We start from the raw sequence: 14,495 nt of genomic DNA, 5'->3' as shown, positions 1-14,495 counted from the left end.
TAGAGGTTATCGATGCCGTCGACCTTGTCGAGGGCGCGAGGGTCATCAAATCCGATGACGAGGTGGCGTGCATCCGATGGGCTTGCGCTGTCGCCGAGCATGGTATCGCGCGCATGCAGGCCAGCATTGGGCCGGGCGTGACTGAGGTCCAGCTTTGGGGCATACTGAACTACACCAACCTTTCGAACATGGGCGGATGGCACGAGGGTCGCATGCTGGCTTCGGGCCCGCGCATCAATCCTTGGCTTCAGGAAGCTACACAGCGTGTCATCGAGCCGGGTGACCTGGTAGGCTTCGATACCGACATGGTTGGCCCCTTCGGCTACTTCTGCGACGTTTCGCGGACTTTTTACTATGGCGACCAGCCGCCTACCCGTCGTCAACGGCAGCTCTACCAACTGGCATATGAAGAGATTCAAACCAACCTGAAACTGATTCGGCCCGGCATGAGCATGAGGGAGCTCCAGGGGTCCGCTTGGCCAGTTCCGGAAGAGTTCCGGGAACAGGCTTACCCGTGCGTCATACACGGGGTGGGCATGTGCGATGAATATCCTCAGGTCAAGCCGCGTTTCCGCGGACCGATCGCTTACGACGCGGAGCTTGAGGAAGGCATGGTCGTCTGTGTCGAAAGTTATATCGGCGCGATTGGCGAACGGGACGGGGTGAAGCTAGAAGAGCAGGTACTTGTCACCGCCGGCGGATACGAACTGCTCTCGTCCTACCCTTTCGAGGAACGCCTGCTGGAGTAGGCTGTCCGGGGCCCGCGGCCAAACGCTTAACTCCGGTTCACGAAGGCGCGGGAAAACGCCGTTGGCCGGTTTCACCAGCGAAGGTAGCACTTGTTGTCAAACAACCAGCTTACAGAGCGCCGCATCCTCGTCGCCGATTCTGACCTGACCGCTGCGTTCGCTATCAATGATGAGCTCGAGAAGGCCGGGGCCGTGACCACGTTCCCGGCTCTCACCATCGAGGATGCGCTTGAAGCCGCAATGGCGATCAGCCCGGTCGAGGGCGCCGTATTGAGCGTCGAATTGAACGGCGAAACCACATTCGCCGTAGCGCGACACCTGGTACGGCGAAACATACCCTTTGTATTCATTGTTGGACTGAACAGCCCCGATATCCCCGAAGAGTTCAGCAATGCGCCGATCGCCCACAGGCCGCTGCAGGTTCATCAGGTCATCCATTTGATTGCGGCGTTCTTCTGTCAGACATAGCTTGCGAGGCCGGCACATACGCTGCCATCCTTGGAAGAGCCCGCGTTCGCTGCACCCTGCCGGTTGGGGGTGACCGCGCACGGGATCGCGGGGGGGCGCAACCCTCCACGTGCGCAGGGCCGACGTTGCGTTCGGTACCGCCGCCGGCAACGTTCCGCTGGAATCATGTCGGCCCAGGGCGACAAGCCAAACGCCGCGGCAGGCCCTCGGGCTAGCGCATCAAGCAGAGTTGGATCGCGAAGCCAAACCGATTGTGTGCGCGCCGCCGTAGTGGATTTCCAGCAAATCTGCCGGTGAGAGAGAATAGAGTCTGATCAGACTGTCTTTATTGACCGGAATCGGGAGGGTTATGTGAGGTCGGACGAGACTTTTCGGCAGGCGGGGCCGATCTCACATAACCCGGATTGGTGCTGCAAACGGGACTTCTGGTTGCCACGTTTGAACAGCTGGACCTTGAAGTGGCCCCCCAGCGTCAGGATGTGGCAGCTGTTGCCGCCTGGGAAACCGGGAGCTCGTTACGGCCTTGGTAAAGCTCAGATGCCGGGCCGCCGCCTCAAATGCCCGAAGGGCGCTCAAAAGCCTTCGGTAGTCCTTCGACATGAGAAATTGTTATACCGGTCACGACAAAAAGTAAATTGCGTCTCGTCCCGTTCTCTATAAGCATGGACGCGATCGATATCAATGATCTCAATGCGCAGGATCGACATCAATCCAATCGAGTTGTGGCTTGAGCATGGTGGAGCGCATCCTGGTCAAACAATTAAAAGTCATTGCCTGACCAGGGATTGCCGTGACGGACGGCAGGCAATTTGTGACGTCGGCTGGTGAGATCAGCGCCTCTCTTACTCAAAGCGGGAGACGCCGCCCGGCAATAGACTCCCAAGGCTTCACCGGAAGCCGGGTCGGTACCCCATCGAGCATGGGGTACCGACCCTTTTTCGACAGAGAATGAGAGGACCAACATGTCCGACGACGAGATCATCCTTTCCGAACTTTCCGACGACGAGTTGGTGCAGCAGATGCACGACGATCTCTATGACGGTCTGAAGGAAGAAATCGAGGAAGGCACGCGCATCCTGCTCGATCGCGGCTGGGTGCCCTACAAGGTGCTGACCGAGGCGCTGGTCGAAGGCATGCGTATCGTCGGCGAGGATTTTCGCGACGGCATCCTGTTCGTTCCCGAAGTGCTTTTGTCCGCCAATGCGATGAAGGCCGGCATGTTCATCCTGCGCCCGCTGCTCGCCGCCACCGGCGCGCCGAAACAGGGCAAGATGGTGATCGGCACCGTCAAGGGCGACATCCACGACATCGGCAAGAACCTCGTCGGCATGATGATGGAGGGTGCTGGCTTCGACGTGATCGACCTCGGCATCAACAACGCGGTCGAGAAGTATCTCGATGCGATCGAGCAGCACCAGCCCGACATCATCGGCATGTCGGCGCTGCTCACCACCACCATGCCCTACATGAAGGTCGTCATCGACACGATGAAGGAAAAGGGCATTCGCGACGACTATGTCGTGCTGGTTGGCGGCGCGCCGCTCAACGAGGAATTCGGCAAGGCCGTCGGCGCCGACGCCTATTGCCGCGACGCCGCGGTGGCGGTCGAGACCGCCAAGGACTTCATGAAACGCAAGCATAACGCACGGGGTTGAAGCCCATAGTGGAAGCGCCGGCGTTAGGCGCCGGTGAACTTTTAATGACCATCGAAAGGGACCTGTGATCTGATGAATGCGCCCTTTTCAGCGGGAGACCATGCGCGCATCGTGGGATGGAGCCCTGGCCGGCTGGAGATCGACAGTCGCGATCAAACATTCCGCCTAACTATCCTTGCGCTTCCCGGGTTCTCCCAGCTCAGCCTGTCGTCTTTCGTAGATCCGCTTCGCCTTGCCAATGCGGTCACAGGCAGGAGGTTTTTCGAATGGACGCTGTTCAGTTCAGACGGACAGCCAGTGGAATGCGCCAGCGGCTTCAGCCTCGCGGTCGCCGGCGACTTTGGAGGGATCGCGGAGAGTATCCAGGCCTGCAAGGCACCCAGCATGGTTGTGGTCTGCGCTGGTGAGCGGGTCGAAGACCAGGCGTCGACTTCGCTGAGCAGAATCCTCCGCCTTTGCAAGAGATTTGGCACTCCGCTTGCAGCACTAGGCACCGCGACATGGCTGCTGGCCGAAAGTGGGGTGCTCGAAGGCAGCGCCTGTACGATCCATTGGGACAAGCGGGCCGCCCTTGGCGAGACGTTTGGGCGTCTTCTGGTAACTGACCGCCTGTTCGTCAGAGATTCGCAATTCGCCACCTGCGCCGGGGAGTTTGCCTCGTTCGATCTCGTCATGGATCTGATCAGCGAGCATCTCGGCAAGGAGACCGCGCTGGCTGTCTGCAGACATACCACGGCAGGGTACTGGCGCTCGGCGTGCGACAGGCAATGGACGATCACCGGCAGCGAAATGGTGACTTCGAAGGCGCTGGCGGAGATCATCCGCATCATGGAGGAACATGTCGAGGACCCGCTGCCCCTTCGCGACATTGCCAGATGCGTCGGCCGCTCCAGACGTCAGATTGAGCGGCTGTTCGAGCGATCCGTTTCATCCTCTCCGATGCGCTACTACATGACCTTGAGGCTTGCCCGCGCCAAGCGTTTGGTCCAGCAGACCGACATGCCGATCGTGGAGATCGCGATCGCCTGTGGCTTCGAGTCGGCATCGCATTTTTCGAAATGTTTTCGCCAGGTTTATGGCTGTAGTCCCAAAGCGTGCCGTGGCGGAAGCAGACCACACTTGCGTATCCACCCAGCGGCTGGTGATCGCGAGGAAGCCCCGTAGATCCTGCCTTAGCATCAGGGACACCGAGCAGATAAGAAGGCCAAATGCAGAGCTATTCTTAATGCCACAGACCCTATTTACACCAGCCACAGCTAATGTGAGGCAAGAAATTCGCGCGTCGGTGAAATCCCTTCTTTTGTGCGCGGCTCTTTTGCTTCTCCTGCTCAAATTCAAATTCGGCATCATTATGTAAAGTGTTCACAGGTCACTGCACAGAAGGCCGGCGAAAGGAGGCATTATCGCCGACGGCATTCGCCGGCCCTGATCACTGCATCCATCAAAGGAAAAAGCCATGATTCTCATCACCGGAGCCTCGGGTCAGTTGGCATCGCAGATCGTAGCACAGGCGCGGCAGAGGGGCATTGGGGTTCTCACCGGCAGCAGGGCCGCCGGTGCTGACCGGAACATTGACTTCGACAGACCTGATACGCTTGACTTCGCCGGCGCCGAGACCGTTCTCCTGATCTCGGCCGGCTCTGCCGAAGACGATTGCATAATGCGTCGACACGGTGCCGTTCTCGGTGCTGCCCGCGCGCAGGGTGTGAAGCATGTCGTCTACACGAGTCTTACCTGTGCGAGCGACCACCTCGGCTTTGCCTTGGCCCACCGCTGGACCGAACGCGAGCTCCAGAAAAGCGGCATGGCTTGGACCATCCTCCGCAATGGTCTCTACGCAGAACTGATTGGCTCTCTCGCCGCGCCGCGGGACGGGGTGATTTCCACGCCTTTTGGTGAGGGTCGGATTTCCGCCGTTGCAAGAGCGGATCTGGCCGAAGCCGCGCTTGCGGTGCTGGGCGATCCGGCTAGGCATGCCGGCCGCTGCTACGAGCTGTCGGGAATTAGTGCCTTTTCCATCGCGCACCTCGCGCAAAGCATAGCAATTCCTTATCTGCCGAGTAGCTTTGAGGAGGAACGCGCGCGGCTTTCGGCTCTGCCTCTGTTCCCTTTCCAACCTCCCATGCTGATGTCCATTTCGTCGGCGGCAGCGGCCGGGTTTTTGGAATCTGATGAAACAGACCTCGCGGCCTTGGTGCCTACTCCACTTGATGCTCTAGAGATTGCTTGCGCCGCGGCTCAACAAGCGGCACAATGATCCTGGCCGAGCCAGGAAGGATCTGGGTTGGGGCGCAGAGAGGCCTGGTGCGAGGCCAACCAGGCGGCGAGGATTTCGAACTGCTCGGCCAGGGACGGATTAGGATTGAAGGCGTACCTCGCCTGTCGCTTGCGGCGAAGCGGGCGAAGTCGACCTGCGCCTGGAGACCGGCCGGTGTCTCGAAGCGCACTTCGAACGGCTTGGGTCCATTCTCGGGGCGGATCGCAGCCAGGTAGCGCTTTACCGCGGTGTAGGCGCCGACATAGCCGAGTTCACGTATTTCGCGGGTGAGACGGGCCGCGCTGAGGTCGGGAAAGGCCGTCACACGCTCCCGCAGGAAGTCCATATAACGATGTCAGCTTGCTTGGCCGGCCGACCGAGCGCGGCCCGTAGACCGGCGCCTCGACTCCACGCTCGATATATTTGCGCACGGTCTACGGGCCGCGCCCCGTCCGCCTGGCGATGGCGGTAATCGAGACGCCCTGTCGATGCAGTTCCAGAATCATCATCAGCTCTCCAAGTCGAATCATCGCCGCCCCCTCGCTCAGAGGACATGACGCCGATGGCGGCTCGGTTCATTCCGTCACGACAAACCCTGTCGGGATGAACCGAAAGGCATGCCAATCAGGGAATTTTCAAAGCCCACTTTCGGGGAGAATTGCAGGACCGATGACAGACATGCCGATTACGACGCTGGCCGATCAGGTCGGCCATGGGACCTTCGCTCTTATGCCGATCTTCAAGCTGATCGAAAGGCACGTGCTCTCGGCCGAGCGCCTGCATGGCGATGACACCACCATCCGCATCCTGGCGAAGGGTAAGTGCACGACCGGACGAATCTGGATTTACGTGCGCGATGACCAACTGCGCGGCGACAACTACGGTGGCCGGTTCAGCGGCGACTATGATGGCCGGTGGGGTCGCCCGTCGGGCCCGGTCGTAGGGAGGGGCGGAGCCCCGACCGGAGAGCGGGTCTGACGGGCGGGCGCGACAGAAGCCCCTTGCGAGGGGATCTGATCGGGGCGCGTGGAGTGGTGGTATCAGAACACCTATCGAACATAGCAGCGATAGGTACCGATGCCTGGCCTCCACATCACCGATCAACAGGTACATCGTTACATGTCTCAGCGTCGTCACCACACCCAGGCCGTTGCGGCCGCCAAGGCCGGTATCAGCGAACGTAGTGCACGCCGGATCGACAAGAATCCGCAGCTGCCATCGCAGAAGAAGCGCGAGCGGCACTGGCGTACCCGGCCTGACCCCCTCGAACAGATATGGCCACGCGTGGAGGAGCTGCTGAAGATCGCAGGCATCCTCTCCGTCACCATTTTCGAGACCGTGCAGGACGAGTTCGGGGAGGCCGCCGTCCCCGATGGCGTCAGGCGGACCCTCGAGCGCCGGATTGCCCGGTGGCGGGCCCTGAATGGGGGCGAGAAGGAGATCTTCTTCCCACAGCATCACGAGAGCGGCCGGCAAGGCCTCTTGGATTTCACCGTCGCTGACGATTTGCACGTCACCATCGCCGGCCAGCGCTTCGACCATCGGCTCTTTCATTTTCGCCTCGCCAGCAGCGGCTGGGAGGATTCAGCGGTCGTACTTGGTGGAGAGAGCTTCACCGCTCTGTCCGAGCATCTGCAGGATGCGCTGTGGAAGCTGGGAGGCGCACCCGCCGAGCTCCGCAGCGACTCGTTATCGGCCGCCTACAAGAACCTCGACGCCGACGCCCAGCGCGATTTCACCCGCAACTATGAAGCCCTGTGCCGACATTATGGCATGACGCCGACGCGCAACAACAAAGGTGTCGCCCATGAGAACGGTTCAATCGAAGCTCCCAATGGCCACCTGAAGCGACGGCTCGATCAGGCCCTGCGCCGCCGGAGCAGCCGCGATTTCCCCAGCATCGAGGACTACCGCCGCTTCGTCGACCAGGAGGTGGCCAAGCAGAACCGACGCCGCGCCAGGCTCGTGGATGACGAGCGCCGCGTCCTCAAGCCGCTGCCGCCGAAGCGAACCACGGATTTTACCCTGGTCAGCGCAGACGTCACCCGCAACAGCACCATCAGCGTCGACCGTATCACCTATTCGGTACCCTCGCGCCTCATCGGCTACCGCCTCCATGCCCATCTCTATGATGACCGGGTTGAGTTCTTCCTCGGCCCGGACAAGGTGATGACTGCCGACCGGGTCCGCGTCAAATATGCGGAGCGAGGACACAATATCGATTTCCGGCACTTCATCGGCAACTTGAAGCGCAAGCCCCAGGCTCTGCGCTATCTGGTCTACCGCAATGCCTTGTTCCCCACCCATGCCTATACTCGCGCATGGCAGGCGCTCGATGCCGCTCTCGATGCCCGGCAGGCCTGCCGCGACATGGTCGCTCTCCTCGATATTGCCGCCAACGGCAACTGCGTCGATGCTCTGGCCCTGCGTATCGAGGCCGCGCTCGATAGAGGCAAACTCCCCAATGTCGCCAAGCTGAAGAGCGAGTTCCTGCCCACGGTCAGAAGCCGTGTCGACGTCACCATCCCGCCGCCCGATTTCGCCGGGTACAACCATTTGCTCGCCAACGCACAGGTGCTGTGATGAGCAGGACCAAGGTTCAGGCCGCCGCCGTGCTGCCCACCCTGCTATCGGCACTGCGTCTGCCCAGCATCAGCCGCAACTGGAAGCATCTCACCGACACCGCCGATCGCGATGGCTGGCCCGCGGCCAACCTTCTCGCCTGCCTGCTCGAGATCGAAATGGCCGAGCGCGCCTCTCGACGCATCCAGCGCCATCGCGAACAGTCCGGCTTGCCGGCCGGCAAGACCTTCGCCACTTTCGATTTCGACTTCCCTTCCGGAATCCGAAAGCCCCATTTGCTTTCCCTGGCCACAGGCGAAGGCTGGATCGAAAGCGGCGGCAACATCCTCATTTTCGGTCAGAGCGGCACCGGCAAGACTCACGTGATCGCCGCCATCGGCCACGCCCTCATCGATGCCGGTCGCCGCGTCCTGTTTTCCACAACCACCGATATGGTGCAGAAGCTTCAGGCCGCTCGCCGCGAGCTCAGTCTCCCCTCGATGCTCGACAAACTCGACAAGTACGACCTCATCGTACTCGATGAGCTCTCTTACGTCCGAAAGGACCAGGTGGAGACCAGTGCCCTGTTCGAGCTCATCGCTCACCGATACGAACGACACTCAATCGCCATCACCGCCAACGAGCCTTTCTCCGGATGGTCGGACGTTTTTCCAGGTCCCGCCATGACGGTCGCGGCCATAGACCGGCTCGTGCATCACTCCACTATCATCGAGATGAACGGTGAGAGCTATCGTAAGCGAGCCGCCGTCGCCCGCGGCGCCGGCATGCAAAACGTCGACGATCAGCCAGAAGACCCGGACAACCGGTCATCGTAATTGCCGGTGCCGACAATTACTCGCCGCAGATCCGCGGCCGCCTCCCGCCCGTCACGATGCCCCAGCGACAATTACAACTCCGATAATTGTCGCTGGCCAGTTGCCAGACAGCCGACCCGGTGATACCCAAATCACACCACTCGGCGCTGCCTCCCACCGGCCATCATAATCGCCGCCGACCGGTCTCCATAATCGCCGCGCTACAGACCAACCCTTCGCGGGCACCGCGCCGCCGGCCGCACTCTACTATACTACGCCTCGAGTGACCGGCGCGGCGCGCATCCGCAGAAGCACCTGGCCAATTGGCAAGGCATTCCGCAGGCGGATTGCCTATAGCGGCCTCAACGCGCTGTTCGACGAGACCAGCCGCTCACACCGGCATTCTGCTTTGCGCACGCCCGAAGGGGCTTCTTCGAGCTGGCCGACATCGAGAAAACGCCCGCGAGGGCAAGAAAGAATGGCAAGCCCATCTCCCCGATCGCGCTGGAGGCCGTCAGGCGGCTCGACGCACTGTTCGAGATCGAGCGCGCCATCAACGGCAAGATCGCCGCCGAGCGGCGCGCCGTGCGCCAGCATACGAGCAAGCCACTCTTCGACGACATGCACGCATGGTTGCTGCGCGAGCGCGAGACTCTCTCTCGCTCCTCCGAGGTCCTGAAACCGATGAACTATATGCTCTCCCGCTGGACCGACTTCGCCCGCTTCCTCGACGACGGTAGGATCTGCTTGTCTAACAACGCCGCTGAGCGCGGATTGAGAGGCATTGCTCTGGGAAGACGGAATTGGACATTCGCCGGTAGCCAGCGTGGCGCCGACCGAACCGCCGTCATGCTGACAATGATCACAACCTGCCGCCTCAATGACGTCGACCCCAAAGCATGGCTTGGCGACGTTCTCGCCCGGATTCCAGCTCACCCCACCCTGCGCCTGCACGAACTCCTCCCATGGGAGTGGAAAAGGCTGCGCGAGCCTGAATAACCGCTGCTGATTAGCAAGCTGCTTGAACCTTACGCGCCACCATCATAGCGCCGCCTGCGCTCGCGCGCACGACCCAATCCAGCGGCCGCCCTCGGATGCGTACGGTCGAACTGGCGGCCTTCAAACATCGCAATCCTCCGAAATGGTCAAAGGATCCCTTGCCGCGAGTAACAAAAACGTTGCAACAAATCCGATTACCGCGGGTTATCATAGCAAGTGACGTAGTGGACTTCGCGAAGGGCGGGGATGAAGAGGGCGATGTCTTTGTATGCCTCGTGCTTGATGAAGTGCGCGGTCTCGGGCTCCGGCCTGGGTGGACAGGCCTACCCGTTTTGTCGACGCAATAGATCAGGATCGGCAGCAGATCAGGATCGGCAGCAGCAGGCCATGGTTGGGGTTGTTGAGGTCGAGTAGCCGTTTCCAGCGTTTGATGTTGAGAGTCCTGGCCGCGTAGAACCCCTGGTACCACGGCCGTGGGTCGATGCCGCCGCTGGGTTTGGTGGTGAAGCGGGGCGCATAATCCTGCGGTTTGTCGAACAGCGTCTCGTTGATCCGGTTGTGGATCCTGGCGAGGCTGGCAAACACGGCGTGATCGGTAGCAGAGCCTTTGGCCATGACCGGGCACATCCAGTCGTGCGGGTCCGCAAACCGCGGCCCGGTGACCGATGCCGTTACGAAGCCATCCAGCGCCGACATGGTCCGCACCAGCGGGCGGGGGTTGGCCTTGGCGGCCATCCAGGCCTCGAGCGCCTCGTCCGACAGCGCCATGTCATCGATGGCGCTCGTGCCGCCAAGGGGAGCGGCATCTCTCGGCGGCGCACCCAGTTCCTGCCAAGCCAGGCGCTCAAGGCACTGCGGCTGATGCGTGCCGACCGCTCGGCGGCCGGCCGCTCGACCATCTCGTCCAGCGTGATGTCCTTGCGCTCCTCGATCAGCCCGACGATGAAGGCTTCATGCGCATCGAGACTTGAACCTCGCCGCCAGCCCTGCGGCCGGGGCGTTCGCTCGCCGAGCTTGGCGCGCGCGACCCAACGGATCGCACTCGATATCCCGACGCCAAACCGGGCCGCCGCCTGCCGCCCCGACATGCCCTCGTCGGAAGCCTTCAAAACCCGGGACCGAAGATCCTCGCTCAGCGCTCTCGCCATCATCCACCTCATCAAAGGGGACCTTGAATCATCCGAGAAAGCATCTGTCACATCACAATCGATTCATCGATCGCTGGATTTGCTCTAGCTCCCACCGCTTTCCATGCGTCGGGAACTGATAGCCTTGTCCAACCAGCCGACCTCCATCTCTGGAACGGAAGACAGGAGAAGATCGGTATAGGGATCGAACGGTGGGGCGAGAACCTGCCCCGTCGTCCCGTAGCGGACCACTTGCCCGCGATACATCACAGAGATCGAATCGGCGATCGATTTCACCGTTGCAAGATCGTGGGTGATGAAGAGATAGGCTGCTCCCCCGTCCTTCTGCAACTGCAGCAACAGCTTCAAGATGCCATTTGCGACCAAGGGGTCGAGTGCCGAGGTCACCTCGTCACAGATGATCAGCCTCGGCTCTGCCGCCAGCGCCCGCGCGATGCAAACGCGCTGCTTTTGGCCACCCGACAGCTCCGCTGGATACCGGTCGGCAAGGCTCTTGTCCATTTCGATCTTGTCAAGCAGTTGGGCTACGCGCCTATCGCGCTCTGCACCACGAATCCCGAAATAGAATTCGAGCGGCCGACCGATGATCGTTGCAACGGTCTGGCGCGGATTCATCGCAACATCCGCCATTTGATAGATCATCTGCAGTTGACGAAGGTCCTCCTTCGACCGCTCGGCCAGCTTACGGGGAAGATCGCGCCCGTCGAATTGGATGCTACCTGCCAAAGGCGGCAGCAACCCGGTGATCACTCGCGCCAACGTCGATTTACCCGAGCCCGATTCACCGACCACAGCGAGCGTCTGTCCGGTATGAAGGTCTAGGGAAACATCGCGTAAGACCTTGATTGCTCCGTCGCCGTAACCTGCTGTCACGCCTTTGACAGACAGGACAGGCGCAGAACCGAAAACCTTCTGTTCATGATCAATATGATGCACCGAAACGAGGGCTCGCGTGTACTGCTCGGTCGGGTCATTTATGATCTGCTGCGTCATACCCCGCTCCACGAGCCTGCCGTGACGCAGTACCATAATCTCGTCCGCGACCTGCGCCACGACCGCCAAGTCGTGAGTGATGTAGAGTGCGGCGACGCCGGTATCACGAATGGCGTCCCGGATCGCAGCCAGCACGTCAATTTGTGTGGTAACGTCGAGCGCCGTGGTGGGTTCGTCGAAGACAATGAGGTCAGGCTCCGAGCAAAGCGCCATGGCCGTCATGACGCGCTGCAACTGACCGCCTGAGACCTGATGGGGGAAACGTTTGCCGATGTTCACGGGGTCAGGAAGGCCAAGTTTTTTAAACAGTGCAATCGCCCGCTTCTCAGCTTCGGTGCGGGTTGCCATGCCGTGCAGCAGCGCCGCCTCCACTACCTGGTCCATCAGCCCTTGGGCGGGGTTGAATGCGGCGGCGGCCGACTGCGCAACATAGCAGACCTCGCGGCCCCGGAGTTTGCGCATGCCACTTGGGCCGACCTTCAGAATATCACGGTCGTTGAGGATGACCTCGCCGCCAGTTATTGTAACCCCGCCACGGCCGTAACCCATGCTGGCCAGACCTATCGTCGACTTGCCTGCGCCGGACTCACCAATCAGCCCCAGAACCCTGCCCCGTTTCAGCGTCAACGAAACGTCTTGGACCAGAACCACATTCTTTGGGCTCTCCCCCGGCGGGCAGACCTTCGCTTCAATCCGGAGGTTGCGTATGTTGAGCAACGTGTTTGGCTTTTCGGGCCGACTGGCTTGCGCAGCCGTAGAGATCGGCGCGTTACCCGACTTGTCCGGCCATGAATATTCCTTCGACATTTGCTGCGTCCGCTTTGTTGATGCCAGGTCGCCGGCTATTTAACCTTGGGCGCTACGATCGGCGAGACACAAAGAATGAATGCGACATTCCGCTTCATAGAGTGCTCCCGAGGAAGCGGCTGCGCAACCGGCCCGGCGATTGAGTTCGCCTAAAACAGGAGGTCAGCGCTCGCGAGCGAGCTCACTCCTCTTTTAGCCCACTTGCTGAGTGCAGGAACCAGTCCACAACTAAATTTACTGCTACCGCCAGTAGAGCAATTGCACCGGCTGGAAGAAGTGGAGTTATGTCACCGTAAGAAATTAAGCCTGCGGAATCACGGACCATCGAACCCCAATCGGCTGTAGGCGGCTGCATTCCAAGTCCAAGGAATGACAACGCGCTAATTAGCAAGAATACAAAGCAAAACCGGAGGCCGAACTCAGCTACAAGAGTAGGCGCTATGTTCGGCAAAATCTCGCGTGTCATGATCCAGGTTGATCTTTCACCGCGGAGCCTTGCCGCTTCGACATAGTCCAAAACCGCAACGTTGATCGCTACGGCCCGAGTGAGCCGAAAAACGCGCGTCGAGTCCAGCACAGCAATGACGAGAACCATCGCGGAGACGGAGGTGCCGAAAATGGAAAGCAGCAGCAGCGCAAAGATCAGCTGTGGTATGGACATCAGAACATCCACCAGACGCGACAGGATTTGATCAGGCCATCCCCCAAAGGTGGCAGCTACCAAGCCGGCGGAGGCGCCAATGGCGAACGCGACGCAAGTCGTTAAAAACGCGATGCCGATCGTGTTGCGAGCACCGAATACAAGTCGTGTTAACATATCACGCCCCAGGTTGTCGGTGCCAAGCCAGAACTTGGAACTCCATGGTTCAAATTGCGCACTGACAATCTCGGCTTCACCATAAGGAGTCATGTGCGGGGCCAACAAAGCCGCCAGGACGTATGTCGCCAGGACTACTATCCCGAACTTTGCACTCAGGGGCGCCGAGGCAACCCCCCTGGCTGTTGATATAAGAATTGCTCGCGGATCAATGATTGCCATTTGCTTCACTCATCGGCTGTTCACGAGGGCCCATCATTTCGGATGCATAAGGCGCGGATTGCTTATGATCGACACGACGTCGGCCGTGAGATTGAGCAGGATGTAAGTTGCCGCGAAGATCAGACTGCAGGCCTGTACAACGGGAATGTCTCTCTTTTGTACCGAATCGACGATCAATTGCCCGAGGCCCGGGTAGACAAACACGACTTCGACAACGACTACCCCAGTGATCAGGTATGCCAAATTGAGCACAATCACTGTGACGATCGGCGCCCAAGCGTTTGGCACCGCATGTCGAACAAGCACTCTCCATTCTGGCAGGCCTTTCAGCCGCGCTGTCTCAATATATTGGTTTGAAAGCAGATTGATGATCGCCGTTCTCGTCATCCTCGCCATATGGGCCAGAACCGCCAGCGTTAGAGTAAGGGCAGGCAGGGCGACAGCACTTAGGCGCCCGGCAAAGCTGGTCGTGGAATCAACATCAGAAAGGCTGGGGAAGATGCCAGCGTTCGCCGCCAAGACTAAGATGAGGATATACGCGATGAAGAATTCCGGAAATGAAATCGCGGTAAGCGTAAAAACATTGATGATGCGATCAAGGAATGTGTTGCGATAAAGCGCCGCAAGTAGGCCGGTTAACAGAGCTAGAGGCACCGCCAACGTAGCGGCGACTAGCGCCAAGAACAGAGTGTTGAATAACCTTGGTCGGATCAGTTCGCCGATATCCCGGCCGTTGGAGAGCGCCGTTCCCAAATGTCCTTGGAGCACGTCTCCGAGCCAATGGAGATACCTCAGATAAAGGGGCAGGTCCAGGCCAAGACTTTTGCGGAATGCGGCTACTGTCTCGGGGGTTGCTGACCGCCCAAGCATTTCAGTGGCTATATCACCGGGCAGAAATTGTACTCCGGCGAATACAATCAGAGAAACAATCCATAGGGTCAGCGCGCCCAAAGCGACGCGCTGACCGATAATCTTAGAGATCGAAGCCATCTCAACGCTGCGT

Annotated in this window: 11 protein-coding genes and 6 pseudogenes; 8 read left to right on the top strand and 9 right to left on the bottom strand. The window is 60.0% G+C overall.

The window, feature by feature from the left end; genetic code table 11:
- Positions 1-749 (top strand): M24 family metallopeptidase (locus tag O7A70_RS30250; RefSeq protein WP_337143610.1); only part of this gene is annotated, 749 nt, incomplete at its 5' end.
- 96 nt (positions 750-845) lie between these two features.
- Here the strand turns inward: O7A70_RS30250 and O7A70_RS30245 are convergent.
- Positions 846-1,187, bottom strand: a complete 342-nt coding sequence (locus O7A70_RS30245) for a hypothetical protein (RefSeq protein WP_337143609.1) — start codon at positions 1,185-1,187, stop codon at positions 846-848.
- A gap of 244 nt (positions 1,188-1,431) precedes the next feature.
- Positions 1,432-1,595 (bottom strand): annotated as a pseudogene (locus O7A70_RS34295) (DUF4158 domain-containing protein); the annotation flags it as partial.
- 584 nt (positions 1,596-2,179) lie between these two features.
- Here O7A70_RS34295 and O7A70_RS30240 point away from each other — a divergent pair.
- From O7A70_RS30240 to O7A70_RS30230, 3 genes are all read left to right on the top strand, one after another.
- The gene (locus tag O7A70_RS30240) at positions 2,180-2,872 is read left to right on the top strand and encodes a corrinoid protein (RefSeq protein WP_337143608.1); all 693 of its coding nucleotides are present in this window, start codon (positions 2,180-2,182) and stop codon (positions 2,870-2,872) included.
- Positions 2,873-2,944: 72 nt separating this feature from the next.
- The gene (locus O7A70_RS30235) at positions 2,945-4,036 is read left to right on the top strand and encodes a GlxA family transcriptional regulator (RefSeq protein ID WP_337143607.1); all 1,092 of its coding nucleotides are present in this window, start codon (positions 2,945-2,947) and stop codon (positions 4,034-4,036) included.
- A 292-nt stretch (positions 4,037-4,328) separates the two neighbouring features.
- Positions 4,329-5,129, top strand: a complete 801-nt coding sequence (locus O7A70_RS30230) for an NAD(P)H-binding protein (RefSeq protein WP_337143606.1) — start codon at positions 4,329-4,331, stop codon at positions 5,127-5,129.
- 62 nt (positions 5,130-5,191) lie between these two features.
- Here O7A70_RS30230 and O7A70_RS30225 read toward each other — a convergent pair.
- Positions 5,192-5,269, bottom strand: a pseudogene (locus tag O7A70_RS30225) (IS6 family transposase); the annotation flags it as partial.
- Positions 5,266-5,659: pseudogene (locus tag O7A70_RS30220) on the bottom strand (helix-turn-helix domain-containing protein); the annotation flags it as partial. The pseudogenes O7A70_RS30220 and O7A70_RS30225, both read right to left, overlap by 4 nt.
- 145 nt (positions 5,660-5,804) lie before the next feature.
- Between O7A70_RS30220 and O7A70_RS30215 the strand changes: the two are divergent.
- The 4 genes and pseudogenes from O7A70_RS30215 to tnpC form a co-directional block, all read left to right on the top strand.
- A pseudogene (locus O7A70_RS30215) lies at positions 5,805-5,993 on the top strand (IS66 family transposase); the annotation flags it as partial.
- Positions 5,994-6,206: 213 nt separating this feature from the next.
- Positions 6,207-7,712, top strand: coding sequence for an IS21 family transposase (gene istA / locus O7A70_RS30210; RefSeq protein WP_442921230.1), 1,506 nt, complete (start codon positions 6,207-6,209; stop codon positions 7,710-7,712).
- Positions 7,712-8,527, top strand: a complete 816-nt coding sequence (istB, locus tag O7A70_RS30205) for an IS21-like element helper ATPase IstB (RefSeq protein WP_337143604.1) — start codon at positions 7,712-7,714, stop codon at positions 8,525-8,527. Before istA ends, istB begins: the two co-directional genes overlap by 1 nt.
- 205 nt (positions 8,528-8,732) lie before the next feature.
- Positions 8,733-9,505 (top strand): annotated as a pseudogene (gene tnpC, locus O7A70_RS30200) (IS66 family transposase); the annotation flags it as partial.
- Positions 9,506-9,853: 348 nt separating this feature from the next.
- Here tnpC and O7A70_RS30195 read toward each other — a convergent pair.
- The 5 genes and pseudogenes from O7A70_RS30195 to O7A70_RS30175 all read right to left on the bottom strand — a co-directional run bounded on the left by O7A70_RS30195 (position 9,854) and on the right by O7A70_RS30175 (position 14,482).
- Positions 9,854-10,273, bottom strand: coding sequence for a UPF0149 family protein (locus O7A70_RS30195; RefSeq protein WP_337143603.1), 420 nt, complete (start codon positions 10,271-10,273; stop codon positions 9,854-9,856).
- A gap of 53 nt (positions 10,274-10,326) precedes the next feature.
- Positions 10,327-10,653: pseudogene (locus O7A70_RS30190) on the bottom strand (helix-turn-helix domain-containing protein); the annotation flags it as partial.
- An 84-nt stretch (positions 10,654-10,737) separates the two neighbouring features.
- Positions 10,738-12,453, bottom strand: a complete 1,716-nt coding sequence (locus tag O7A70_RS30185; protein ID WP_337143602.1) for an ABC transporter ATP-binding protein — start codon at positions 12,451-12,453, stop codon at positions 10,738-10,740.
- A 181-nt stretch (positions 12,454-12,634) separates the two neighbouring features.
- The gene (locus O7A70_RS30180) at positions 12,635-13,492 is read right to left on the bottom strand and encodes an ABC transporter permease (RefSeq protein ID WP_337143601.1); all 858 of its coding nucleotides are present in this window, start codon (positions 13,490-13,492) and stop codon (positions 12,635-12,637) included.
- Between the two features lie 33 nt (positions 13,493-13,525).
- Positions 13,526-14,482, bottom strand: coding sequence for an ABC transporter permease (locus tag O7A70_RS30175; RefSeq protein WP_337143600.1), 957 nt, complete (start codon positions 14,480-14,482; stop codon positions 13,526-13,528).
- Between the last annotated feature and the right edge of the window lie 13 nt (positions 14,483-14,495).

The sequence above is a fragment of the Mesorhizobium sp. Cs1299R1N1 genome (assembly GCF_037179655.1).
In the GTDB taxonomy this organism is placed as follows: Bacteria; Pseudomonadota; Alphaproteobacteria; order Rhizobiales; family Rhizobiaceae; genus Mesorhizobium; species Mesorhizobium salmacidum.
Note: the sequence above shows the minus strand (reverse complement) of the source record. Positions and strands in the feature narration are given on the sequence as shown.

What these genes read in the sequence shown, in the direction of transcription:
- O7A70_RS30245 (WP_337143609.1), bottom strand. Translation starts at nt 1,187, where the DNA reads ATGGATGACCTGATGAACCTGCAGCGGCCTGTGGGCGATCGGCGCATT.
- O7A70_RS30240 (WP_337143608.1), top strand. Translation starts at nt 2,180, where the DNA reads ATGTCCGACGACGAGATCATCCTTTCCGAACTTTCCGACGACGAGTTG.
- O7A70_RS30235 (WP_337143607.1), top strand. Translation starts at nt 2,945, where the DNA reads ATGAATGCGCCCTTTTCAGCGGGAGACCATGCGCGCATCGTGGGATGG.
- O7A70_RS30230 (WP_337143606.1), top strand. Translation starts at nt 4,329, where the DNA reads ATGATTCTCATCACCGGAGCCTCGGGTCAGTTGGCATCGCAGATCGTA.
- istA (WP_442921230.1), top strand. Translation starts at nt 6,207, where the DNA reads ATGCCTGGCCTCCACATCACCGATCAACAGGTACATCGTTACATGTCT.
- istB (WP_337143604.1), top strand. Translation starts at nt 7,712, where the DNA reads ATGAGCAGGACCAAGGTTCAGGCCGCCGCCGTGCTGCCCACCCTGCTA.
- O7A70_RS30195 (WP_337143603.1), bottom strand. Translation starts at nt 10,273, where the DNA reads ATGGCGCTGTCGGACGAGGCGCTCGAGGCCTGGATGGCCGCCAAGGCC.
- O7A70_RS30185 (WP_337143602.1), bottom strand. Translation starts at nt 12,453, where the DNA reads ATGTCGAAGGAATATTCATGGCCGGACAAGTCGGGTAACGCGCCGATC.
- O7A70_RS30180 (WP_337143601.1), bottom strand. Translation starts at nt 13,492, where the DNA reads ATGGCAATCATTGATCCGCGAGCAATTCTTATATCAACAGCCAGGGGG.
- O7A70_RS30175 (WP_337143600.1), bottom strand. Translation starts at nt 14,482, where the DNA reads ATGGCTTCGATCTCTAAGATTATCGGTCAGCGCGTCGCTTTGGGCGCG.